Below are 22,947 nucleotides of genomic sequence, written 5' to 3' on the forward strand. Positions count from 1 at the left end.
GCAGTCCTGGAAAGAAACCGGACTGCGGAGTTTCTATTGTGAAAGGACAGATGGAGAAAAACAACAGAAAAGGGTCAGACGTCTGCCTTTTTGTTCAGCTTTGGCCGGACGGCGTGCCGGTAAACAAAGAGGGTCAGCAGGCCAAAAAGAATCCCCAGCGCCACACCTGCCAGCACATCGGTGGGGTAGTGTACAAATAAGAAAACGCGGGAAAGTGCAATCAGAAACGCCAGTACAAATGCAGAAACTCCCCATTTTTTGGAGAAGCCGAACAGCACTGTGGCGGCGGCAAAGGAGGAGGAACTGTGCCCGGAGGGAAAGGAGTAGGACCCCGGCGGCGGAATGAGCATGGCAACATATTCCGGAAATTGCTGGCAGGGCCGGGGACGGCACACAATATTCTTGATCAGCACCTCTCCGGTGAGAAAGGCGCCCAGCATGGCGCAGAGCATCAGCACTCCGCACAGCCGGTATTTTTTTGTAAACAGGAGCACCAGCGATAGAGCAATCCAAACGATTCCCGCTTCCCCCAGATAGGTAATGATGGGGAAGATGGCGTCGGTTATCTGAGTGTGAAAGTTTGCCTGGACAAACCCCATGACGGCAGCGTCAAAAGCATTCAGGCCTTCCATATTTTGCAACTCTCCTTATTTGACAGGATGAAGGCACGGCGGCTGACTGTCGCCACCGCACATGTGAATCCAAAAGAATACATTTTTATTATAGCATATGGCCGCGTAATTGCCAAACCTTTGGGACAAATCATAAACAGAGGTATCCGGCAGTATATATTTCTGAAGGCAGAACACTGCCCTCTCGAAAAATCAAGGCGGAAAGGCATGGTTTTCCAGATGGAGCTTCACAGCGTAAGCTGGCATGAAACAGCCGAAAAGATGGGGACGGATCCAGAGCGCGGACTCAGCCGCGCCGAAGTACAGAAGCGTCTCTCCCGATACGGAAGGAATGAAATCCGGGAGTCGAAGCGGCAGAACTTGCTTCTGCGTTTCTTGAGTCAATTCAAAGATTTTATGGTGCTGATTCTGCTGGCTTCCGCAGCAGTCTCCTTTGCTGTGTCGCGTATCCGGGGCGACAGCGAATATATCGATTCCATCATTATTCTGATTATTGTAGTCTGCAACGCTATGATCGGTATGGTACAGGAGGTGCGGGCGGACCGGGCGATCGACGCGTTGAAAAAGCTTTCTTCTCCCCATGCGCAGGTTCTGCGGAGCGGCAGAAAGCAGAGTGTGGAAAGCTGGGAGCTGGTCCCTGGAGATGTGGTCATCCTGAAAGCGGGCGATTTGGTACCTGCTGATATCAGGCTGGTAAAGAGCGTAGAGTTGAGAGCGGAAGAATCGGCTCTTACAGGGGAATCCGTGCCGACAGAAAAAGATGCTGGGACGATCTGTCCGGTGGATGCCACACTTGCAGAACGCAAAAATATGGTATTTGCCGGAACAGGCGTCGCCTCTGGGGCCGGTGTTGGGATCGTGACGGCAACCGGAATGGAAACCGGGATGGGACAGATCGCCACCATGCTGGAGAATGAGAAAGCGCCTCAGACTCCGCTGCAGCAAAAGCTCAAGCAGACTGGAAAGGTTTTGGGCGCAGGGGTGCTGGTGATCTGCGCAGTGATCTTTGGCCTTGGCTTAATTCAAAAAATTGAGCCGTTGGATATGTTTATGATCGCCATCAGCCTAGGTGTGGCGGCAATTCCGGAGGGACTTACCGCCGTCGTGACCATTGTGCTTGCCATGGGGATTAAGCGCATGGCACAAAAGAGAGCTATTGTCAGGCATATGCCGGCAGTGGAAACCCTTGGCAGCACGCAGGTGATCTGCTCCGACAAAACTGGAACTCTGACACAAAATAAGATGACGGTAGTAGCCTTTTCTGGAGCATATGGCGAGGAAAAGCTGGAGGGGGCAACCGCTCAGTTTTCTTTGGAGCTTGCTTCGCTCTGCAACAATTCTGAAGAGCATGAAGGGAAGATCAGCGGGGATCCCACGGAAACAGCCTTTCTGCGTGCCTGCAAAAGCAGAAAGACAGAATTGGAACAGGCGTTTCCAAGGGTGGGAGAAATCCCATTTTCCTCTTCACGGAAAATGATGACCACTGCCCACCGGTTTGGAGAGGGATACCGTATCGTTAGCAAAGGAGCGCCCGATGTGCTGATCGCCAGATGCTCTCAAATGCTCAAGGGAAACTCCATTGTTCCGCTGAGCGGGGCCATGAAAGCGCGTATTCTTTCCGATAACAGCAGGCTTGCGGAAAAAGCGCTGCGGGTGCTGGCGGTGGCCTATAAAGATACGCCAAAGCTTTCCCGGGAGGACCGGGAAACAGAGAGCGAATTGATCTTTTGCGGCCTGATCGGTATGGAGGATCCCCCGCGTTCCGGTGTGAAAGCGGCAGTGGCGGAATGTAAAAGAGCCGGAATACTGCCGGTGATGATCACCGGAGACCATGCCGCCACGGCGTTGGCCATAGGGAAGAGGCTGGGCTTTGCCAAAGAGAACAGCGGCGTTATAACTGGCAGCGAACTGGATCGGCTTTCTGAAGCGGAACTCAGCGGCAAAATCTTTGATTACCAAATTTTTGCCCGGGTCTCTCCAGAGCATAAAGTTAAAATTGTCAAGGCGTTTCAGCGCAGGGGCATGGTGGTGGCCATGACCGGGGATGGGGTAAACGACGCGCCTGCGCTGAAAGGCGCGGACATTGGCTGTGCGATGGGAAAAAATGGAACGGAAGTAGCAAAATCGGCCGCCGACATGGTGCTGACAGACGACAATTTTTCCACTATCGTCAGTGCTGTCCGGGAAGGCAGGGGGATTTACAAGAATATCCGGAAGACCATTCATTTTCTGCTTTCCTGCAACATAGGTGAGATTCTTGTGGTATTTGTGGCGTTTTTGCTGCGTGTACCCACACCGCTGTTGGCAATTCAGCTTTTGTGGGTCAACCTGGTTACAGATTCCCTGCCGGCGCTGGCTTTGGGAGCAGACCCCATTGAACGGGATATTATGCAGGAACCTCCACACAAAAAGAATGAAGGCATTTTTTCCGGCGGCATGGGCTTTTCTGTGGCAGTGGAAGGCTGCCTGGTGGGCGCGCTGGCTCTATTGGCCTATACCGTAGGACGAATCTGGTTTGACGTGGATCCGCAGGACCCAGTGGTGGGAAGGACCATGGCGTTTGCGGTGCTCAGCCTTTCCCAGCTGGTACATAGTTTCAATATGCGTTCGGAACACTCTGTTTTGAAGTTGGGGATTTTTTCTAATAAAAAGCTGGTGGCAGCCTGCGCTGTTTGCGCATTTCTCATGGTCAGCGTGATCCTGTTCCCGCCGCTGACTGCGATCTTCAGGACAACGGCGCTGACAGGGCTGCAGTGGCTGATTGTAGCGGGGCTTTCCCTGTTCCCGCTGCTGGCTGTAGAAGGGGAAAAACTTCTGCTGCACCCTGCCAAAAAAGAAAACAGGCATTTGCCGTAAAACCGGAAGACGCACTTGTACTGCTGGAGATGGAAAAGGAAGCGCCGGCTAATTAGCGTGGCCGGAATAGAAAAGAACTGAGGGACTGAAAAAGGATGGAAAGCCGGTATGGCAGGAACGCCCTGGAGCGCAGATCATTCTGCAGACTTCAGGGCGTTCCTGCATGGAACAAATTTTATCAAAGAATCCGTTCCTGTGGATCCTTTGATAATAAACTGGGTCATTATTCCGAGCAATTCTGTTGGTCCCTGTAAAGACTTTTCATCAATGCGATTTCCCGGGCATAGCCTTCCAGGTCATTGGGCGTTTCCAGGTAAAATGGCAGGCTGCGGAGAGAGGGATGGTTGATGATGCACCTCAGCGCGTCCAGACCAATCGTGCCTTCCCCCAGTTTTTGATGTCTGTCTTTATGGCTCCCTACCGGATTCATACTGTCGTTCAAATGAACAGCACGCAGCCGGGAAAGGCCGATGACCTGATCGAAGGTATCCAAAACTTCGTCCAGCCGGTGAACCAAATCGTACCCGCTGTCGGAGACATGGCAGGTGTCAAGACACACTCCCATTTTATCCGATAGTTCCACTCGGTCCAAAATAGCACGCAGCTCCTCAAAGTTCCTGCCGACCTCGGAGCCTTTGCCAGCCATGGTTTCCAGCAGGACGGTGGTGGACTGTGTGGGCTGCAGCAATTCATTGAGTTGGGCAGCAATCAGTTCAATTCCCTTTTCCGGCCCTTGCTTTACATGACTTCCTGGGTGAAAATTATACATGCTGCCCGGCAGGTATTCCAGCCTGCGCAGATCGTCCTGCATTGTTTGGCGGGCAAATTCCCGAATTCGTTCCTCTGCAGCGCAGGCGTTCAAAGTATAGGGGGCGTGGGCTAAAGCTGGGAAAAAACCATGTTCCTCTGCGAGGGCCAGATAGGCGGCTATGTCCTGTTGATCCAAGTCTTTAGCCTTTCCGCCCCGTGGGTTTCTGGTAAAAAATTGAAAGGTGTTGGCGCCGATTTTCACGGCCTCTTTTCCCATGGCCAGAAAGCCCTTGGCACAGGAAAGATGACATCCTATTTTCAGCATAAAATCCTTCTTTCTGTATTTTGCGTTATTCAGGGGATAAATAAGAATCTTGCGGAGGTATATTTTCTTGAAGGAGAGCTTCGATTACCACGGTGTCGCGTAGAATCCAGGGCCGGGCATTCGGGCAAAAAACTTTTGCATTTTGTTCCAGCGCTGTCTGCAGGGAAACCCACTCGGCCTGATATTCCTCTTCCGCTTCATAGGAATCCAGTTGTCTTTTTCCAGGGACAGGATCTGTGACACCGAAAAAGTAGTGGGAATCCATTTCCAAAATATCAGAGATGCTGCCTTTCCTTTTTTCATGCACAACGCCGCATTTTCGCAGGGAGGCAGGGAGAACGAGGTATCCCGTTTCCTCACGCACCTCCCGGAGAACTGCTTCTTCCAGGCTTTCACCGTGCTCTACGCCGCCTCCCGGGAATTTGTATTCGCCTGATTTGGTGGAAACGAACAGGTACAGGTTCCCCTTTTGCAGGATGGCCCGTGCAGCGGTTCTGTGAAAAACAGATCCATCCGGTTTATAATTCTTTGCATCAATAAACAATTCCATAGGTTCCCTACTTTCGATCGGGTTTCGCTTGAAGCTGCGGTATTTGATATGGACGGACGTCAGGCAAGCTGCTAAGTCAGACGTTCCAAAGCATTTGAATATGAGGGATGCCATCTTCTAAAAATTCTTCAGAAACCTGGCGGAATCCTAGCTTTTCATAGAAGCCTTTGGCATAGGTCTGTGCTTCAATCCGAATTTGCTCTGCCTGCAGCTGTTCCCTGGCAGCTTTCATGCCTTCTGAAAGGATTCTACGGCCCAGACCGGAGTTTCTTTTTCGGGTAAGCACTCTCCCAATGGATACCTCTTCAAAAGAAACGCCTTTGTCCAATACCCTCAGATAGGCCTGTATTCCCGCTTCATCTTTCAAATAGACATGAAGGGCACAGAAATCTTTGCCGTCGAGTTCCTGATAAGCGCATTGCTGCTCCACTACAAAGACCGCAACCCGGAGCTGAAGGATGTCATAAAGCTCCCCGGCGGAGAGCTCCTCAAACCGTTTTACGTACAAATCCATATCATTCATCCTTTTGCATAGATACCATATTCGTTTGTGCATCCGGACCTTGGCCATTGATAATCTGTTCCAGCAATTTGCCCACTTGTTCCGCAATTTCTTCAACTTCTGCATGGAGTTGACCGAGTACATAGGCTTCCAACACTCCCAGGACAGCCCTGCTCATGAAATTTAATAAGACTTCTGTATCTTTTCCGGGGGATGCATCCTCAAGCCTGCTGTTAAGCTGGTCTACGATAAAGCCGAGCATACGGTGCCGAAATAAAACGGTGCTTTCCGTGGTAAACAAAGCGGCAAAGAAAGCCTTGCGCTGTTGGAAATAGCGGAACCACAGAACAGTGCCTTCTGTGCAACCCATCTCCCTTTTCTTTTCACAGACAGCGGTGAGTTCTTCCAATTGCTTATCGACAATTGCGTTGAGCAGATCGAATTTGTCGGAATAATGTAGATAAAAGGTTTTTCGGCTGATATCTGCTTTTTGAGTGATCGCCTTTACTGTGATGGCGTCAAAACCAATGTCCAGAAGCATTTCACAGAAGGCGTTCTGTATGGCCTTTTGTGATTTCAGGATTCTGCGGTCTACTTTGAGTTCTATTTTTAAAGCCTCCTTTCTTCGGAAGATATGTTGTAGTACTACTCACTTTTGCATAAAGTGAGTAGTACTACAACATATCTTCCATCTGGTCATTGCCAATAGAAACAAAGTGCATTACTATTATACACGAGAGTAGTAATACTCACAAACAAAAAGTGAATCTGCGAAGGCAGGTTTCAAAAATAATAAATACGGATAGGAGAGGAAGAAAATGCCGGAACCAGAAGTAATCCGAGTTTTAAAGCGCCATGGAAATGCAATGGGCAGCATGGATCCTGATTTTATTGCAGCAGACTATGCAGAGGATGCAGTTGTGCTCTGCAACCTTGTGGACAAGCCTGCAGTAGGCAGGGCGGAGATTCGCGACATGATTGCTGAAATCCTGAAAATGAACGTCATCAATTTTTCAGAAGATCCAGACGCTCCGGAGGAGGACAAAGAGGTTGCGCAAGACATTGCCGCCGGTGAGTACGCGCTGCACATCTTTGAAAACAGAGGAGCGGGGATGAAAGGGATCGAAACCTACTGTGTCCGAAATGATAAGATTGTGTTTGAATCCGCTGTCATTACAATTCTGTAAAAAAACTGTCTGAGTAAAGAAGCGGAACAGGCCGATAACTTTGACAATACCGTTGCAAACGGCATCATGGCAAGAAATCAAGTCATTGACTTTGCCACAGAGCCACTGGCAGAGCTGATGAGCACAGAACCTTCCAAGCGGGCAGAAATCATTAAGGATATGAGTTTCCTGAACTCCACAAAAATCCAGAACAATGAAGCGGATGTTGAGAAAATTAAGAATATCCTGATGAAAATTTTCCGAGAGATTAAGGAAGATGTAACAGCACAACAGCCTACCGGAGCAATCGCTACAGCAGAAGCTGTAAAGGGCATTCGTGATTCGCTGCCAGACAAGCCACAATCTGAGCTGACCACCGATGATGTATCAGCCGCTATGGCTGCCTATGTTGGGAAAATGATTCCGATGGATGAATCTACATCTGCGCTGCTTCAGCAGCTTACAAAACAAATGTTGGAGCTGCCCACAGAGGACGAAAAATAAGCGTTTCGCTATGGCGAAACGAAGGCTTGATATATACCTCCCAAAACAAAAAAACGCTGCAACTTTCATCCTTTATAGAAATGAAAATTGCAGCATTTTTATTGTAGATTATTTTCAAAGTGTTTCATCATCTTAGAGAAATAATCCATTTTCCCATCAAGATGTGGATTTTCGTGTATGGATAACTCCTCATATATGGCGCCTATATTTTTGTGCAGTCCGTCCAGTTTTATTGAGTCAAGCAATCTGTTCAAAATTTGCTTTTCTTTTATTTTGTCATTATGATGAAGATAAAGCAGCATTTCTAACTCACGAATCGTCATAACAAAGCAAAGAGGATCTTTTTCAAATATTTCGCTCTTCGACAATTCAATAATAGCCGCATTAGAAAACTCATCATACAACAAAATAATTTTTATTACAGGAACATCCACCTTGCCATTAAGTTGCTCGTAACTACTATTCAGTTGTGCGTATGCTTCACTTATTGTGTGATCAAAAAAAGTCTTCACTGACTTCAAATTCGGAACCTGTTGCTTGACATCTAATTTGAGCAATGACGATTTCGATTCAACGAGTATTTGGAGTACACCGAAATCAAATAGAAAATCAGCCCCTTTTTTTGAACCGGTAGATAGCACTGACCACTCAGTGGGTTCACAATAATTCATAGCTAAATCTTTAATATAATCTTCAAATAGCAATCCAAACGCATTAACAAACTTCTGAGTCCCTTGCTTAAAGTAATAGTCTCTAACAAGCCAATAAAGCCCATTTCCAACCATCATTGAGACAAGATACATGCTTACAGCCAGATATACTCCATACCTTTGAGTTTTAATAAAAGGCTTTGAATATAATAGTTGTTTCCCTAATGAATCTTCTCGCAACTCTTTATAGTCGCAAGAATAATACCCAATAAACTTAGTGATATTTTCTGTGGTTAAAATAGTATTTTCTTTTCTACAGTATAGGCTTTCTGGAGCGGATAGCGGATCTGGGTGTTGACTGCAAAGCCAAAATATCATAAGAAGTATAGCAATATAATCATCTACTGAACAGCCAAACACCTCCTTTACGGCAGCATTGGTATCTATTTTACTTCTATGTTCAAAATTTTTTCCTGCTAACAGAATATAATAATCTCTATTAAACTTTTCATATATCCACCATAAATTTTGATATTGGAACTGCTCTGCGGTCATCCCTAAAACAACACGGAACACTCCATCGGCAGCATTTTTAATGCTTTCTGTTGCCGAATGCTCATTATCATATTCTCGATACAAATCAACAAGTTGTCCTACAGAAGATACTTTATCCGCATGACGATAATCATTGCTCTCCTTCACAGAAAGAAATGCAATATTAGGAATGTCCCACGCTGACAACTGTACAATCAGTTTTTGATTTCTTCCATAGCGTATAACAGGTCTCTCTACCTTCCTCATGTACTGATTTTTTTTGAACATCTCAATAGATATTTCTGAAAATTTGTAAATGAGTCCATCAGTATTTATCTTCTTAATTTCAGAAATAAAGTCTCGCATGGTATCCGTCCTTATCTGCTTACTAAATCCTGATACATCTTCATCAGTTCTGCCACACACATACTCTCGGTCATATCCTTGACAGAGAAACCGTAAGCCTGCATGACAACTTTGTCATTCTGCTGGTGGGCTTTTCGCAATTCTGGTGGCATGGCAACCTCATCATAGAGATCAGCAAGACTGCTGTCAGGATAAAGCGCACGGGCATCTAATATAGCTTGCGCAGTCTCCTCGATTTTAGCTTTCTGTTCATCCGTAGGTGTAGGCCATGGGAAATTATTGTAGACGATATCTTTTGAATAGCGGTAATCACTCTTGATTCTTCCACAGACAGTACGCACCCAAGCCATGTGAACATTTGACATTATAATACCAAAATGAAACAAAGTGGCTTCTGGAATGATTGTAGCAGAATCTGCGGGAATAAATGTATTATCCAAAAATCCCATGGGAATATATCTTCTGTTTTCTGAACTGTGACGAGGTACAATAATATAAGTTAGAGGATTTTTTAATTCTCTAAAAAGAGTAGGCGTATCCGCTAATTTTTGCCTATCTTCTGCACCATTTAATCTATCTTGTCTACATGCTTCCACACGTTCTAATACGAATGGCATTTTTCGCAATTCAGCAGGGCTTATTCCAACCAACCATAAACAATATCTTTTTTGATTGTTGATATATTCTTTGGCACCCATAAGGCGTTTAATATATTTTTTTGCTCCTGGTTCCTGTTTTATAAAATCGTCATAGTCTGAGCTCTCAATAATCAAATTGCCTCCATCAGCCGGACGATTTCCCGTTGTCATTTTAGGAACATTACAAATGGGTAGAGAACGACTTTCAATGAAAACATCCGGCGCATCAACAAGATATGCATTGATATTATCAACTATCTGAAAACGATCAGACGAATACAGCACCCTCTTTTGGGTGTTCAAATCTGTGCTAAATCCCACAATCACACAATGTACATGAGCTTTCAAACTTGCTTCACTGTCCCATATAAATGTTCTGTGAGCAAAATCGATATGTACATTAAAACGGTCATATAAAGGCTTCCATACCCCTGCAACCTGCTCTCCCTGCGTAATACTATTTGTCGAAACAAACGCAGTGCGTATATTGGTTCCCTGCATAAACTGCGCTGCCTTAAAGTACCAGCCGGAAACATAGTCAATCTTTCCAGCAGTTTTGTATGGCTTGCCCTTTTCATCAATATAAATCGAGAGGATGTCGTTTTTCTGTTCTTTACTCTGCAAAGAATATCCAACAAACGGCGGATTACCCATGATATAAGACAACTTATATTTTGGTACAGTATCTTCCCAATTTATTTGTAGAGCGTTTCCCTCAATAATATTTGTGTAGGATTTCAGAGGCAGAAATTCCAAGTGCATCAGAACAATTTCTTCTGTCTCTTTCATCATCTGACTTTCTGCAATCCAGAGTGCGGTTTTCGCAACTGTTACAGCAAAGTCATTGATTTCTATTCCGTAAAACTGCCCGATAGATACTTGAATAGGATTGTAAACCGCATCACCAAAAGAAATCTGTCCGTGAGATAAAATCCTCAGCACTTCGTTTTCCAGTCGGCGCAGGCTGATATAGGTTTCTGTCAAGAAATTTCCGCTACCACAGGCAGGGTCTAAGAAGGTCAGGGAAGCCAGCTGGTTCTGAAAATATTCCAGCTTTCGTTTTCTGGTTTGCTCTACTGCGATTTCGCAAATCTCACCAAGTTCCTTTTTCAAATCATCCAGGAACAGCGGGTCAATGACTTTGTGGATATTCTCGATAGAAGTATAGTGCATACCGCCACTGCGGCGTGTTTCCGGATTCAAAGTGCTTTCAAAAACAGCACCGAAAATAGTGGGACTGATTTCAGACCAGTTAAAATCCGTACTGGCCTTGTCCAGAAGCAACGCCCTGATTTCATCTGTAAACGGTGGGATCTCAATATCTTCATTTGCAAACAGGCCGCCATTCACATAAGGGAATGCAGCCAACTGCGGATTATCGTCTTTCAGATACGGGTCACGATTTTCGGGCGTGGTATCCAGCACCTTAAACAATTCAACCAGCGCTTTTCTCATGTGTCTGGTGCTATATTCTGCCAGATAGTCATGGAACATTCCATGATGCCCGAATATGCCCGCATCCTCCGCATATAAACAGAAAACAAGGCGAACACAAAGGATATTCAAACTTTTTAAAGAGTGTTCGCTGTCGGGATCTGCATACTGCTTATGGAACGCATCATAAAGCAAGCCAACCATTTCACCGGCGGCAATAGATACTTCCATTTCTCGCTTCAAATGTTCGCTACCCTCATCAACCAAAAATTGAAGGCGGTAATATTCTATTTCAAGATTTTTCAGTAAAATTTCTTCCGGCTCTCCACCAGGGCGTTCCATATCATAGACAAAAAACTTTTCAAAATTGCAAGTCACGACCCAACGTGGATGCTGCGACAGGGGCAGTTCTGTAATATAACGCTTCGCTTGCTGAAATGGGGTCAGCAGAGTGCCGTCCGACTGCTTAATTGGCTTTTTCAAATCTTTTCCTAAACCTTTTTGATCAATTAGCACCTTTGTGGACGGAATTGTTCCATCTATGAAACTGGTATGATCCAGATGCACTTGCTCCTCAAATGTGATAAATTGTTCAGGATGTTCCACACCATAGACATCACGAAGCAGAGAAAGCCAGAATGGTTGACTTTCTCCTTTTTCGTAACCTTTATCTTTCCAATATGCTGCAAATTTTCTTGCTGCTTCTTTCTGTTGTGTATCGTTCATTTTATACCTCCGCCCAGCATTTCCAAGAATCAAATCATCCCGAAGAACTTCAATGCCTCCGTAATTGCCTTTTCCTTTTCGGGAGGACAGACCGGCTGCTTGGCATCTTCGTTTTTAGGGAGATTGTAGTTAGCCCGTTCAATAATACCATGTTTTCTCTTGACTTGGGCGATATAGAGGTGGCTGACTTTCAGGCCGTTATGCTCCAGTACGTAGTCCTTGATCTCCTGATAGGTAGCCTTTTTCTCCGCTGCCGTCAAGTCCAACTCATCCATATTCAATTCAACCTCAATATGCTGCTTGGCATTAAGCCTTGGACAATAAACATACCGTCTCCACATGGCTTGAGAGGACAGAATGAATGTCATTTGAGTACGTCCGTTCTCGGAAACATATCCACTTCGCTTTTGGCACTATCGGTATACGGGAACATATCCAATCTCTCTCTGGAATGTATACCATACTTTTAAAAGGCAGAATAGCATTTTAACTTATGCTACCCTACCTATAACTAAACATTTACAGTTGCATGTGGCCTATTGTTTTTAGCCGTTAAATATTTTATAACTATTAAATAGCGATACAAATTGTTCGAAACTAATATTGTTTATATCATATATTCTCGCATGTTTTAAAGCTTTATTAAATTGATTTTTTGTAAACAGTTTTTCATACTCTTTGTTAACCCATTTCATTACAAAAGTTTCATATTTTTTTCTCTCTTTAAATGCCATTTTTGCTGGCTTTCTTTTTAATACAATTAATGCGCTATCCACTTTAGGTTTTGGATGGAAATAATACCTAGGAATTTTTGCTAATATAGAAATATCTACCTCTGCCATTAACAGCAATGCTAGTGATCTGTTTGTATCTAATAACCTTTTAGCAAAACCATATTCCACTATTAAATAACTTATTGTGGCTGAACTTTCAAAAACAATTTTTCGAATTATATTTGTGCTTATGTTGTAAGGTATGCTGCCAAATATTTTATATGGATTGTGGCTAGGAAATGTAAATTTCAGTATATCATCATTTACTATTTGATAGTTAGGATAATTTAAGAGCTTATTACGAGTTACCTCACATAATTTAGAATCAATTTCTATCGCCGTAACAAAATTACATCTCTTTACCAATTCAGCAGTAAAATGACCTTTCCCTGCACCTATTTCAAAGATGTTATCTTTTTCATCTAAACTTATGCAATTCATTATTTTTTCTATGTGATATTTTGAAGTAATAAAATTTTGACTATCTTTTATATTTACTTTGTTCATTATAACCTCTCCTTAAAGGTTATAGGGTAAAAAACCTACTAGTGAAGCCATAGACAAGACCATCGCAGATCCAGTTTTTTCTGTAAGGTAAAAAATAATCGCCATTTGCAGGATGGCACTAGTGATTAATGATACTGCTTGCCCTGCCCATATTGTATAAAACTTAAGTTTCCAATTGTTGTATTTTTCCATTTATATTATCTCCTGCATATTATTTTGCTTGAATTTCTATTTTGAATAGCATTCTAGGCAATAAAAAATGCAGGCCTAAATCCACAATGTGGCTTTTGGTCTGCATACATACAATTTGGAAACATTCATATTAAAGACATAGTTAAATAAAGGTATAGTTTAATAACCTATATCCTCACCGTAACTAATGAATGCTCAATATCGTATAAATAAGCACAACAAAAAAGCCTATCATCGGGGATAGATTCTGCTTTTTTTATTGCCAGCTTATCTTAAACGCATTGAGGCTGTCATAGTTTCGGTTCCTCCTAAATTCTTATTTTAGCAACCTATATTTTAGCACAATAAGGTGATATATTCAATATAAAAAATATAAAAGTAGGAAAAACCGCCAAAGGGCGATATTTTCCTTAATTGTGGTTAACTCAATAATCTATATCCTTCCTTCAATCGTCACACCTGATTTAAATTCAATAGTCATCTTTTCATCAAATACCGTAACTTTTTCAATTAGCCGCCTTACTAATTGCTCATCATACTCCTCTAACTCGCAGGATTGCTCATTCAAGAAATCAGTCATTTCTGCAATTCGTTGCCTTTTTCCTTCTCGCTCTGCATTCTCTACTAGTGCATTTTGCTTTAATTCCCGAAGTCGATAAATTTCATCAGCCACATCTTCATAATCATTTTTTGATTTTGCTTGTATAAGGAGCTGTTGTTGTAACTCTTCCAATTTTCTATCAATATCATCGGTGGTATTATCATTTTCTTCATTAAGGACGGTAGCTATGTTTTTCTGTAACGTTGAGAGGAAGGGCTCTTTTTTAGTCAAAAGTTCGTTAATAGCCTTAACCACTGCTGCCTGTAATGTTTCCTCGTTTATGGTAGGTGCCGTACATTCAGAGCCTTTTTCCTCTAAACGACTAACACATCTCCAAACAATAGACTTGTAACCTCGGTTATTCCAATGTACTCGTCGGTAAATATCACCGCATTGCCCACAGTAAACAATACTTGATAAAGCATACTTACTACTATAGACTCTCTTTTTACCGCCTTTACCTCCTCGGAGATTCGCTCTTCGAACCATCTCTTCTTGAACCTGCATAAAAAGCTCGCGTGGAATAATAGGCTCATGGCTGTTTTCTACATAATACTGGGGAACGATTCCGTTATTTTTAACTCGCTTTTTAGAAAGGAAATCAATTGTATATGTTTTTTGTAGAAGGGCGTCTCCGATATATTTTTCATTCTGCAGGATCTTCTTCAGTGTTTCCGGACGCCACTTCGTTTTCCCAGCCCCGGTAAGAATGCCGTCTGCTTCCAGGCCACGCCCGATCTGGAGCAGGCTTGCTCCTTCCAGGTACTCCCGGTAGATCCTCTTTACCACTTCCGCCTCCGCAGGCTCTATGATCAGGTTTCCTTCCTCATCCTTTGTGTAACCCAGGAAACGGCTGTGATTGACCCGGACCTCCCCGTTCTGGAAACGGTACTGCAATCCGAGTTTGATGTTCTGACTCAAAGACTGGCTTTCCTGCTGTGCCAAGCTTGCCATGATGGTAAGCAGTACCTCACCCTTGGAATCCATGGTGTTGATGTTCTCTTTTTCAAAGAAAACCGGGATGTTCTTCTCCTTCAGTTCCCGGATATATTTCAGACAATCCAGGGTGTTTCTGGCAAACCGGCTGATGGACTTGGTGATGATCATATCAATGTTTCCGTCCATGCAGTCCTGGATCATGCGGTTAAATTCCTCCCGCTTTTTCGTATTCGTTCCGGTGATCCCGTCATCGGCGTAAATCCCTGCCAGCTCCCATTCCGGATTCTTCTGGATAAATTGCGTATAATGCGCCACCTGCACCTCGTAGCTGGATGCCTGCTCCTCACTGTCCGTGGAAACCCGGCAGTAAGCGGCGACTTTCAGCTTTGGTCTCTGTTCTGCTGCGGCCGTATTTCCTACCCGCTTTCTGGCCGGGATCACAGTAATATTCCTACTTAGTTCCATCCCCATCCACCTCACTCTCAATCAAACTGTATGCATACGCCGCCTGTTCAAAGGGATCGTCAGAAACCTTTCTCACTGCAGGTATGGTAAAGTTGGTAGGGAAGAGGATGGCCTTCTTTCCTTCCAGTTCCCTCACCCGCCCCAGTGCTTTTGCTCGGCTCATGCGTATTTCTTCTGCCTTATCGAAGGTTTCTTTATCGATAATAGCCGGATAGTAATCATCTCCAAGATACTTCTTATTCCGGAGCATCCTTCCGGCGCTCCCGTGGTACAGATTTAATCCGACCTTCTCAGCGGCGGGCATAAGCGCCATGCCGGAAATATAGTTCTGAAAAAGCTCCCGCACCGTGGCAGCCTGTGTTTCATCAATGGCCGCCCGGCCGTTTTCAATCCGGTATCCATACGGAATGTGTCTCATGGTTCCACCAGCCTTTCTCTCAAGGACAGTCCGCATTTCAATTCAAAAACCACTTCTTTTCTGGACAGTACGGTAATCCGTTCCGCAAAAGAAAGAAAGGTCTTATCATCAAATTCCGTCAGCATAGTCCCTTTGGATACAAACCGGAGCAGCCGCTGCAGTTCTTCTATTTTGACCATATCTCCATTGACGGAGCGCATCAGCCCGTCCTTTTCCTGCCGCAAAGTGTCCTCTTCTGCCGCAAGCTCATTGCTTTCCTTATTAAAGAGAGCAGGCTCCAGATAGCCGCTTGCCATCAGGTTCGTCAGCACCTGTTTCTGGTCCCTGTTTTTCTCGATAGCTGTTTCCAGTTCCTCAATTTTAAGCAGCCGGGACTGATCATTCAGCCCCCGCAGGCTTTGCAAAAGAGGACGCAGCACCGTCTGCTGCCCGAAGACCAGCTTGTTCATCATGGTAACAAAAGCCAGTTGCAGGGCAGCATCTGTGATGTACTTCTGTGAACAGCTTTTCTTATCTTCCAAATGGGTAACACAGGTCCATGCGGCATATTGGCCGCTGGGTTTATAATGCAGCCGTCTTTTATATTTACCGCCGCATTCCCCGCAATAGATCCGGCCGGAAAAGCCGTACCGGTTCTGGTATCTCCCGGTATCATGACCATTCCCTTTTTCCCGTCCACGCTGTTTCAAAACCGCATTGGCACGTTCAAACTCTTCCCGGCTGATGATTGCCTCATGGTGGTTCTGCATGAGATACTGGTCAACTTCTCCCCGGTTCTGATGGCGGTTAAAGCTGTTATCTGTATAGGTCTTCTGGAACAGGACATCCCCGGTATATTTCTCATTCCCAATGATGCCGTTGATGGTACCCGGTGTCCAGCGCCCGCCCTTCTTGGTGACAACGCCCTGCTCATTCAGCCTTTTTGCAATCTCATGGGTGCTTTTCCCCGCAAGCGTATCCGCAAAGATCTGTTTCACAATCTCTGCCTGCTCCGGCACAATCATCATTTCCCCATCCACGTTGGCATAGCCGTATGGGGGATAGGAAATAATGAAGGTGCCATTCTGGAACCGCCGCCTGATACCCCACTTCTCATTCTCAGAAATAGACACAGACTCACTTTCTGCCAGGCCGCTTAGGATAGAAAGCATCAATTCGCTTTCCATGGAGCCCGTGTTTATATTTTCCTTTTCAAAATAAATGTAAATATTTAAGTCCAGCAGCTTCCGCACCAGTTCCAGACAGTCCGTGGTATTTCTGGCAAACCGGCTGATGGACTTGGTAATGACGAAGTCAATCATTCCTCTCTCGCAGGCGGCAACCATCGCCAGCAACCCATCCCGCTTTTCTTTTTTCGTGCCAGAGATGCCTTCGTCATAGTAAAGTCCGGCAAATTCCCAATTGTCATTGGATTTGATATAGTTCTCATAGTGGGCTTTCTGCGCTGCCAGGCTGACAAGCTGTTCCTCACTGGCTGTAGACACCCGGCAGTAGGCAGCCACTCTGATTTTCTTTTTCCCAAGGGATGCATTCTCCGCAATCTTTGTGATCCGTTTCATCCTCTCACCTCTCTTTCGGTACGGACATATTCGCTCTAAAGCCTACAAATAGCAAGTCATTCAGGGCATAATCCGGGCCAGATAAGGAGAGAAAGACTGGCGGTTTTTCGCCGTGATTTTGTCCAATTCTTCCTTGGTAATCAGACCTGCCTCCCGCAACTTTTCCAGTAGTTTCTGCGCCATGTAATAGTCAAATTCTGATTGCAACATCTCCTGTGTAAAAAGTGCCCCTGTTACAGGATGAATATTTTTCTCAGCTTCTTCACCTTTCTCTATACTTCTTTCCCGTCGCACTTTACCGCCTTTCGCAACGATTGACTCCCCTGTCTCCAGTTTCGTTACATTTTGGCAAACACTACCTTTCCTGATATCTCCCATATTCATTAAGCCATCCGCAGATTCTCCATTTGCCTTTTCTTTTTTCTGGTGCAAAACAATTATAGATTTCTGTTTCTCCATCATTGACCCTCCAATCAGCAAGGGCTTTCCCCTTCTAACTCTGAAAGGACAAATTTTCCGCTTTCCAGCGGATAAATAAAAAAATCCCGTGTATAATCAGCTTTCTTCAGCTAACCATACACGGGATTTTAACATTCTTAAAGTTATGAAATTTTTTCGGTATAATCAAGGGAAATCCATCCAGCTCCAGATTTCAAGCGTCCCCATCCAGTGTCTGAGCCTTTGCCTGTCTGCATCTCTACGATGGTAAACACGCCCTTACCGGTGAACTTCCCGGTTTTGGCATAGTTCGTCCCCGGTCCTTTACGGATATTCAGATCCGTGATGGACACCCGCACCAGATACGGGGAAAACGCTGCCGTGTCCGGTGTGTAGATGTTTACACCATTTACATCGAACACACGATATCCCGGATTCTCATCCGCGCAGTTCTTTGCGTTCTCCAAAACGCGGAAAGCCCCGATCTGCGATTTGGCATCTGCCCATGTCTTACGGACCCGGTACCAGATGTCGGCAGTCCCGGAAGCGCCGCCCGCCGTACCGCAGATATTCTTCAAGATGGTCAGGATTTTCTCCCCATACCCAGCGCCGGCCGCCCAGCCTTTTCCCTGGGGGTTTTCCTGCTGACCGAGCCACTCCACATATTCCGCGCTGCCCCTGGTGACGTACTTAAAACGCGGGTCAACGCAGTCATTCTTCAAAGCATCGGTGGACGCATACGCCTTTAAATGCTGGATTTGCGCCCGGATGCCGAGCTGCGGCGTGTCAAAGGAATTGCCCTTCAGCCCATTGCTCGTCACACCCATCCCGCAGAAGTTGTTCTGGTCCAGTGTGACCGCAGAGCCGGAGAAAGTAAAGTTCCCGGTCTCCAGGCAGGACTGCGCGAAGGCAATGTCGCCGCGCACACCCTCGGCCTGTCCCTCGGAAAGGTAGAGCGGAATCATGTCCAGGACGCTCTGCAGGACTTGCGGGTTCTTCCCCTGGATGTAGGTTTCCATCTGCTCTGCCGTGGCCACGGCGTTTCCCATGATCTTGGTATAGCCGCTGGTCTCTGCAGAGGAACCGCCGTCCATCGCCGCTTTAACCGCCTGACGGAAGGTGTCCATCGTGTAGCCCATGCCAAGCTGTGTCCAGAGATGCTCCGGGTCGCCGTGGTTAGAAGCGATGCCCCGGCTGTGTCCCTCCCGGTGGCTGATGATCACACCGTCTGCGGTCGGGTTCAGGCTGTACTGCCTGCACAGCATGGCAAACAGTTCCACAGCCGCTTCATAAGTGCGCTTCGCCACAGCCTTTGCCGTTGCGGTATCGGAGCAGGTAAAATTTGCCCCGCTTGTGTATTTGATACAGGCAGGCTCACACATCTCCACGCCGATATGGGTGTTGTTGCCGCTGCCCTTGCTGCCGGAGCCGCAGTGCCAGCCCCGGTGGTTCCAGGGGAGGGTCTGGTACACTGTGCCGTCATTGCCGTCAATAAAACCATGCACACAGGCATTGTCATAGGACGGGCTGTTCCAGCTGTTGATAAACACAGACGCCTTCGGCTGCGGGCAGCCCACGGAATGGAGCATCAGCCCCTTGACCGTGATTTTCCTCCCCGCCGTATAGCAGGGGTTTTTCGTTAAGATCGATTCCACCAGTTTCATAATCACTCATCCTCCTGATTGCTGTTTTCTGTTTCCGCCCGGTCATGGAGCTGTTCCAGGATTTCCTTCATCTTCTCCGGCACAGGGAGTCCCAGGTGCGCCGCGTTCTCCAGAAGGCTCACGCCCTCGTTGGAGAGGTAAAAGAAGACGACCGCCGTGCGAAGGACGCTGCCTGTGCCGATCACCTGTACATCCAGGATGTTGGCGATCCCCACCAGCAGGAAGATCAGCACCTTCCGGCAGATGCCCTTAAAGCCCACCTCGCTGGACAGCTTCTTGTCCGAGATGGCGCACATCACGCCCGTAACATAATCCACCGCCACAAATACCACCAGGGCGATGAGCAGCCCGTCGCATCCGCCCAGGAAATAGCCCAGCCACCCGCCGATGGCCGCAAAGATCACCTGCGCCGTGTTCCAAAGTTCCTTCATGTTGATACCTCCGTTTCTTGAAATGGTTTTGTGTATGAAAAAAGCGGCCGCCCCGCAGGGCAGTCGCCAGTTCCCGTAAGTTATTCTGTTTGCTTCGGCAGCCATTCCCACAGTCGCATATCCTCCTGCCCCAAAGACCACATACACATCCCCCGGAGCTTCCAGCGGTACGCCGCCTGGTTCGCCCAGTAGACCAGAGAATCCACGTCCTGGTAGTAGAGGATGGAGAAACCGTCCGCGTCTCCGAGGAACAGCCGGGAAATCCAGATGTTGATGTCCTTTGGTATGACCTTCGCCGTGTAGTTCCCGCCGCAGGAAATCTCTAAAAGGTCGGAATGGAAGAAGTCATAATCCAGGGAGATTTCCTCGCTCCGGGTGGAGGTTTCCTCCACATCAGAGGTCAGCGTGAACACCTGGAACTCCTCATCCCAGGTGCAGTTGGAACGGCTGATCCTTCCGTAGCTTTTAAAGCTGCCGTCCGGCATCTCCACATCAAACCGCTCATACGGCTCGTAGGTCCAGGCGTCTCCCAGACGCAGAAGTTCACAGACCGTGGTGTTGTCCGAGCGGTACCCGGCGTAGCCCCCGGAAAAGCCGCTGATCGTTGCCGTAAAGCGCAGGGTATAGGAGGAGCCGGAATACACCCGCACCCGGTTTCCACGGATACGCATCTCCACCGTGTACATGGAGGGGTTGTCCCTCAGATCTGCCGATGGAGTCCTTGCGATCTCCTGGCTGTAGCTGCCAAGGAGTGTGGAATCATTGTATAGTTCCACCGCCTGAGTATCATAGTTTAAGCAGCAGAACAGGCTGCCGCAGAACACACCCGCCTTGCCGCTGCCGTTTGCCGGGAAAGCCAGCCTGGCCCGCAGATGCAGTTCCGAAAAGCCGTCATACTGCCACGCAAGCTCCCCATGCCCTTCAAGCTGGGAGTAGACACGCTCCATCGAATATTCATCCGACCGCCATACCTCAAAGGAGCCGGAGCGCACCGTCCAGTAGTCCGTCTCCAGCACGCCGTAATCCTGGAAGTCCTCATACCAGATGAGCGCCGAGTCCGGCTTCCTTCGGAGCATCTCCAGCGTCAGCTTAAAGCCCTTATCGGGTACAGCCATATTGCCGTCCACATCCTTAAAGCTCCTGGGCGCAAGGGCAAAGGTGGCTTCTCCGGCGGAGGGCTCCTCAGAAAAATTGGAGCAGACACGGAAACCGTAAAACTGCACGCCTTTGACATCCACCGAGATCGTAATGGTATGCGTACCGGCAGAAAGCGTTACATTCTCCGCAAGGGACGTCCAGAATGTACTCCGCCAGTACGGCCACCACAGGCGGCTCTCCGTGAAATGTTTTCTGCTGCCGTCCAGGGCCACATAGATGCCGTTCTTATCCCAGAAGGGATAGCAGAGCCGCACCGCCACATCGTAAGTTCCCGCTGCGTTCACCGTAAAACTGTAGGTCACCGTGCCGTTATCGCCCAGGGTTGCGATGCCGTTTTCAATGGAGACAATTCCGGACGCGCTGGAGTAGCCGTCAGCGTCCCGGTCGATGAAAATAGTTCCGAACTCGATTTTCTGCTCCTTGCCGTAGGCAGTCAGGTAGCGTCTGCGGTTGTATGTGTCCGCAAGCTGAGGGTACTCGCGGGAAACTGCGTCCGCTCCTTCCATGTAATCGTAGACATGGGGAAAGGCGTAAGGCACCTTGTCATAATCATCCCAATAGGCCACGATAGGGAGAAAGGGCTGGGGCGGCGCGTCACCTGTGAAGTTGTACGCTCCCGTCATCCAGTACCTTGCGGCGTAGTAGGTGTTGGAAACGCCCCGGTAGGTCTCGCCCAGGTTCTCCGGCGTATCGTAAATCTGCCAGTTCCAGCCGTAGGCCGGCATTCCCAGGAAAATCTTATCCGGGTCCATGACCTCGGTGGCGTAATCGTAAATGCCCTCCAGCCAGCTTCTCGGAGAAACCGGCCCCGGCGCGGAGCCTGCCCAGGCCATGCCGTAGCTCATAATAGACGCCGTGTCACAGTAGGCATCGAGGTCACCGTAGACACACCAGTTCTCACCGCCCACCGAGCCGTTGACGCTGGTCATCCCCGGCAGGCAGATATTCATGTGCTTCGTGGCATCGTAATTCTTTACCGTATTGTAGATGTTCTGGAACATGGCGGTTGACGCGGCATGGGTGGAATAGCCGTCCCCGCGTTCCAGATCGATGTCGATGCCGTCACACCAGGGGTATTTCTCCATGATGCGGACGATCTCTGAGAGGAACATCTCCTGCGCCCCGTTTGTGTTGTCTCGCAGAGCGCGGAAGATGCTGTTCGCCCCGTCATTTGCCACCGTCAGCAGCCACTTGATATGTGGCCACTTGTTAATGTAGGTGAGCATATCCGAAATCGCCACACCGCTCTCGTAAATCTCCCCGGTGGCCCGTACCTTAAAGGAGAACAGTCCGATCTGGCTGATGCGGTCGCCATAGTCCCGGAGGGCTTCGTACATCCGGGCATTGCCCATGAACGTCCATACCATGATCTGCTTGCCTTTCAGTGTGTCCATCAGATCGGCTCACCTCCATCCTGCATTTCCTGCATCTCAAACAGCACCCTCGCCGTTTTCCCTTCCGGGAGCGTCACCTTATGCTTGGAATCCCAGGCGGCGCTGTACTGGTAAAAGCCCTCTTTTTTCTCCGGGCTGCCGTTCTTCGTACACTGCCGTGTGCTGGCAAGCAGAGCAAGGTCCGCTTCGGCGGGGACGGCGTTGGGGAAGGATACCTTCTGGCCGCCCACGCCCTGGCAGAGGGAAACCGCCCCCGCTTCCAGGTCGGACTTGGGGTACAAATGCACATCCAGCCCAGCGGAAGTCTCCCCAAGGTTAAAGAGGATGACCGTTTCCTCGCCCCGCACCACGCCGTTGAACCAGACAGGAGCTTTGATCACTCCATCCTCACGCAGCTTTTGGAGGAAGGGTTCGGTATGGGGCGTGTATCCCGTCAGCGCCGGACCTTCCTGGAGCATCAGGTCAGTAAAATAGATCGTGCCGGAGCAATCCGCGATGGTAGGCTTCACGGTGACGCTCACGACACGCATATCCTGTTTTCGGTTAATGACCTCCGCCAGCCGGATAAAAGCGATCTTACCCATCCAGCGTCCACTTCATCTCGCAGGGATGGCCTACCCATCCCGTCGCCACGGACCCCGCCTGCAGGAGGATGTCCGTGATAAAAAGCGTCCCGGTGCAGTTTGTCATGCACACCCGCACCGTGATGGACTTGACCCTGGAGGAGTAATTCTCCGGCGCGATCCTGGCAGAAGTTGAAGATAAATATGCCATG

Annotated in this window: 20 protein-coding genes and 2 pseudogenes; 3 read left to right on the top strand and 19 right to left on the bottom strand. The window is 47.5% G+C overall.

From position 1 onward, the window contains the following. Positions 1-74 precede the first annotated feature (74 nt). Positions 75-632, bottom strand: coding sequence for a phosphatase PAP2 family protein (locus BN3911_RS09280; RefSeq protein ID WP_066864611.1), 558 nt, complete (start codon positions 630-632; stop codon positions 75-77). A gap of 219 nt (positions 633-851) precedes the next feature. On the opposite strand from BN3911_RS09280, the gene BN3911_RS09285 reads away from it, so the two are divergent. Then, on the top strand, positions 852-3,488 hold the full coding sequence (locus BN3911_RS09285; protein ID WP_066867695.1) for a calcium-translocating P-type ATPase, PMCA-type: 2,637 nt from the start codon (positions 852-854) through the stop codon (positions 3,486-3,488). Between the two features lie 223 nt (positions 3,489-3,711). Here BN3911_RS09285 and BN3911_RS09290 read toward each other — a convergent pair whose 3' ends face one another. The 4 genes from BN3911_RS09290 to BN3911_RS09305 all read right to left on the bottom strand — a co-directional run bounded on the left by BN3911_RS09290 (position 3,712) and on the right by BN3911_RS09305 (position 6,156). Continuing rightward, on the bottom strand, positions 3,712-4,563 hold the full coding sequence (locus BN3911_RS09290) for a deoxyribonuclease IV (protein WP_066864613.1): 852 nt from the start codon (positions 4,561-4,563) through the stop codon (positions 3,712-3,714). A gap of 25 nt (positions 4,564-4,588) precedes the next feature. Then, positions 4,589-5,113: an NUDIX hydrolase gene (locus tag BN3911_RS09295; RefSeq protein WP_066864614.1), complete on the bottom strand. Its 525-nt coding sequence runs from the start codon at positions 5,111-5,113 to the stop codon at positions 4,589-4,591. 76 nt (positions 5,114-5,189) lie between these two features. Continuing rightward, positions 5,190-5,627: a GNAT family N-acetyltransferase gene (locus tag BN3911_RS09300; RefSeq protein ID WP_066864616.1), complete on the bottom strand. Its 438-nt coding sequence runs from the start codon at positions 5,625-5,627 to the stop codon at positions 5,190-5,192. Between the two features lies 1 nt (position 5,628). Then, positions 5,629-6,156, bottom strand: coding sequence for a TetR/AcrR family transcriptional regulator (locus BN3911_RS09305; RefSeq protein ID WP_082942218.1), 528 nt, complete (start codon positions 6,154-6,156; stop codon positions 5,629-5,631). 277 nt (positions 6,157-6,433) lie between these two features. Between BN3911_RS09305 and BN3911_RS09310 the strand changes: the two genes are divergently transcribed. Both BN3911_RS09310 and BN3911_RS09315 read left to right on the top strand, forming a co-directional pair. Next, on the top strand, positions 6,434-6,802 hold the full coding sequence (locus tag BN3911_RS09310; protein WP_066864620.1) for a nuclear transport factor 2 family protein: 369 nt from the start codon (positions 6,434-6,436) through the stop codon (positions 6,800-6,802). A 66-nt stretch (positions 6,803-6,868) separates the two neighbouring features. Beyond that, positions 6,869-7,285: a hypothetical protein gene (locus tag BN3911_RS09315; protein WP_066864622.1), complete on the top strand. Its 417-nt coding sequence runs from the start codon at positions 6,869-6,871 to the stop codon at positions 7,283-7,285. A 98-nt stretch (positions 7,286-7,383) separates the two neighbouring features. On the opposite strand, the gene BN3911_RS09320 is transcribed toward BN3911_RS09315, so the two are convergent. The 14 genes and pseudogenes from BN3911_RS09320 to BN3911_RS09385 all read right to left on the bottom strand — a co-directional run bounded on the left by BN3911_RS09320 (position 7,384) and on the right by BN3911_RS09385 (position 22,946). Further along, positions 7,384-8,835: a hypothetical protein gene (locus tag BN3911_RS09320; protein WP_066864625.1), complete on the bottom strand. Its 1,452-nt coding sequence runs from the start codon at positions 8,833-8,835 to the stop codon at positions 7,384-7,386. 11 nt (positions 8,836-8,846) lie between these two features. Then, entirely contained in the window at positions 8,847-11,633 is a 2,787-nt protein-coding gene (locus BN3911_RS09325; protein WP_066867697.1) for a DNA methyltransferase, read from the bottom strand. Positions 11,634-11,662: 29 nt separating this feature from the next. After that, a pseudogene (locus tag BN3911_RS17875) lies at positions 11,663-11,875 on the bottom strand (23S rRNA methyltransferase); the annotation flags it as partial. A gap of 303 nt (positions 11,876-12,178) precedes the next feature. Continuing rightward, on the bottom strand, positions 12,179-12,913 hold the full coding sequence (gene erm(G), locus BN3911_RS09335) for a 23S rRNA (adenine(2058)-N(6))-methyltransferase Erm(G) (protein WP_014387027.1): 735 nt from the start codon (positions 12,911-12,913) through the stop codon (positions 12,179-12,181). A gap of 21 nt (positions 12,914-12,934) precedes the next feature. Next, positions 12,935-13,105, bottom strand: a pseudogene (locus BN3911_RS09340) (MFS transporter); the annotation flags it as partial. Between the two features lie 433 nt (positions 13,106-13,538). Next, a complete protein-coding gene (locus BN3911_RS09345) occupies positions 13,539-15,110 on the bottom strand; it encodes a recombinase family protein (protein WP_014387031.1) in 1,572 nt (523 codons plus the stop codon). After that, positions 15,097-15,528, bottom strand: coding sequence for a recombinase (locus BN3911_RS09350; protein ID WP_014387032.1), 432 nt, complete (start codon positions 15,526-15,528; stop codon positions 15,097-15,099). Before BN3911_RS09350 ends, BN3911_RS09345 begins: the two co-directional genes overlap by 14 nt. Continuing rightward, positions 15,525-17,087: a recombinase family protein gene (locus tag BN3911_RS09355; protein WP_066864632.1), complete on the bottom strand. Its 1,563-nt coding sequence runs from the start codon at positions 17,085-17,087 to the stop codon at positions 15,525-15,527. The genes BN3911_RS09350 and BN3911_RS09355 overlap by 4 nt, the downstream gene beginning before the upstream one ends. Before the next feature lie 60 nt (positions 17,088-17,147). Next, entirely contained in the window at positions 17,148-17,549 is a 402-nt protein-coding gene (locus BN3911_RS17785) for an SHOCT domain-containing protein (protein ID WP_341440912.1), read from the bottom strand. A 140-nt stretch (positions 17,550-17,689) separates the two neighbouring features. Then, the gene (locus BN3911_RS09365; protein WP_014387035.1) at positions 17,690-19,189 is read right to left on the bottom strand and encodes an N-acetylmuramoyl-L-alanine amidase; all 1,500 of its coding nucleotides are present in this window, start codon (positions 19,187-19,189) and stop codon (positions 17,690-17,692) included. A gap of 2 nt (positions 19,190-19,191) precedes the next feature. Beyond that, a complete protein-coding gene (locus BN3911_RS09370) occupies positions 19,192-19,620 on the bottom strand; it encodes a phage holin family protein (RefSeq protein ID WP_066867703.1) in 429 nt (142 codons plus the stop codon). A gap of 80 nt (positions 19,621-19,700) precedes the next feature. Beyond that, a complete protein-coding gene (locus BN3911_RS09375; RefSeq protein ID WP_341441375.1) occupies positions 19,701-22,175 on the bottom strand; it encodes a glycosyl hydrolase family 18 protein in 2,475 nt (824 codons plus the stop codon). After that, the gene (locus BN3911_RS09380) at positions 22,172-22,756 is read right to left on the bottom strand and encodes a hypothetical protein (RefSeq protein ID WP_066864638.1); all 585 of its coding nucleotides are present in this window, start codon (positions 22,754-22,756) and stop codon (positions 22,172-22,174) included. Before BN3911_RS09380 ends, BN3911_RS09375 begins: the two co-directional genes overlap by 4 nt. Then, positions 22,749-22,946 carry a hypothetical protein gene (locus tag BN3911_RS09385; RefSeq protein WP_066864641.1) on the bottom strand — a complete coding sequence of 66 codons (198 nt, stop codon included), beginning with the start codon at positions 22,944-22,946 and terminating at the stop codon, positions 22,749-22,751. The genes BN3911_RS09380 and BN3911_RS09385 overlap by 8 nt, the downstream gene beginning before the upstream one ends. Position 22,947 lies beyond the last annotated feature (1 nt).

Source organism: Neglectibacter timonensis (assembly GCF_900048895.1).
Taxonomy (GTDB): domain Bacteria; phylum Bacillota; class Clostridia; order Oscillospirales; family Acutalibacteraceae; genus Acutalibacter; species Acutalibacter timonensis.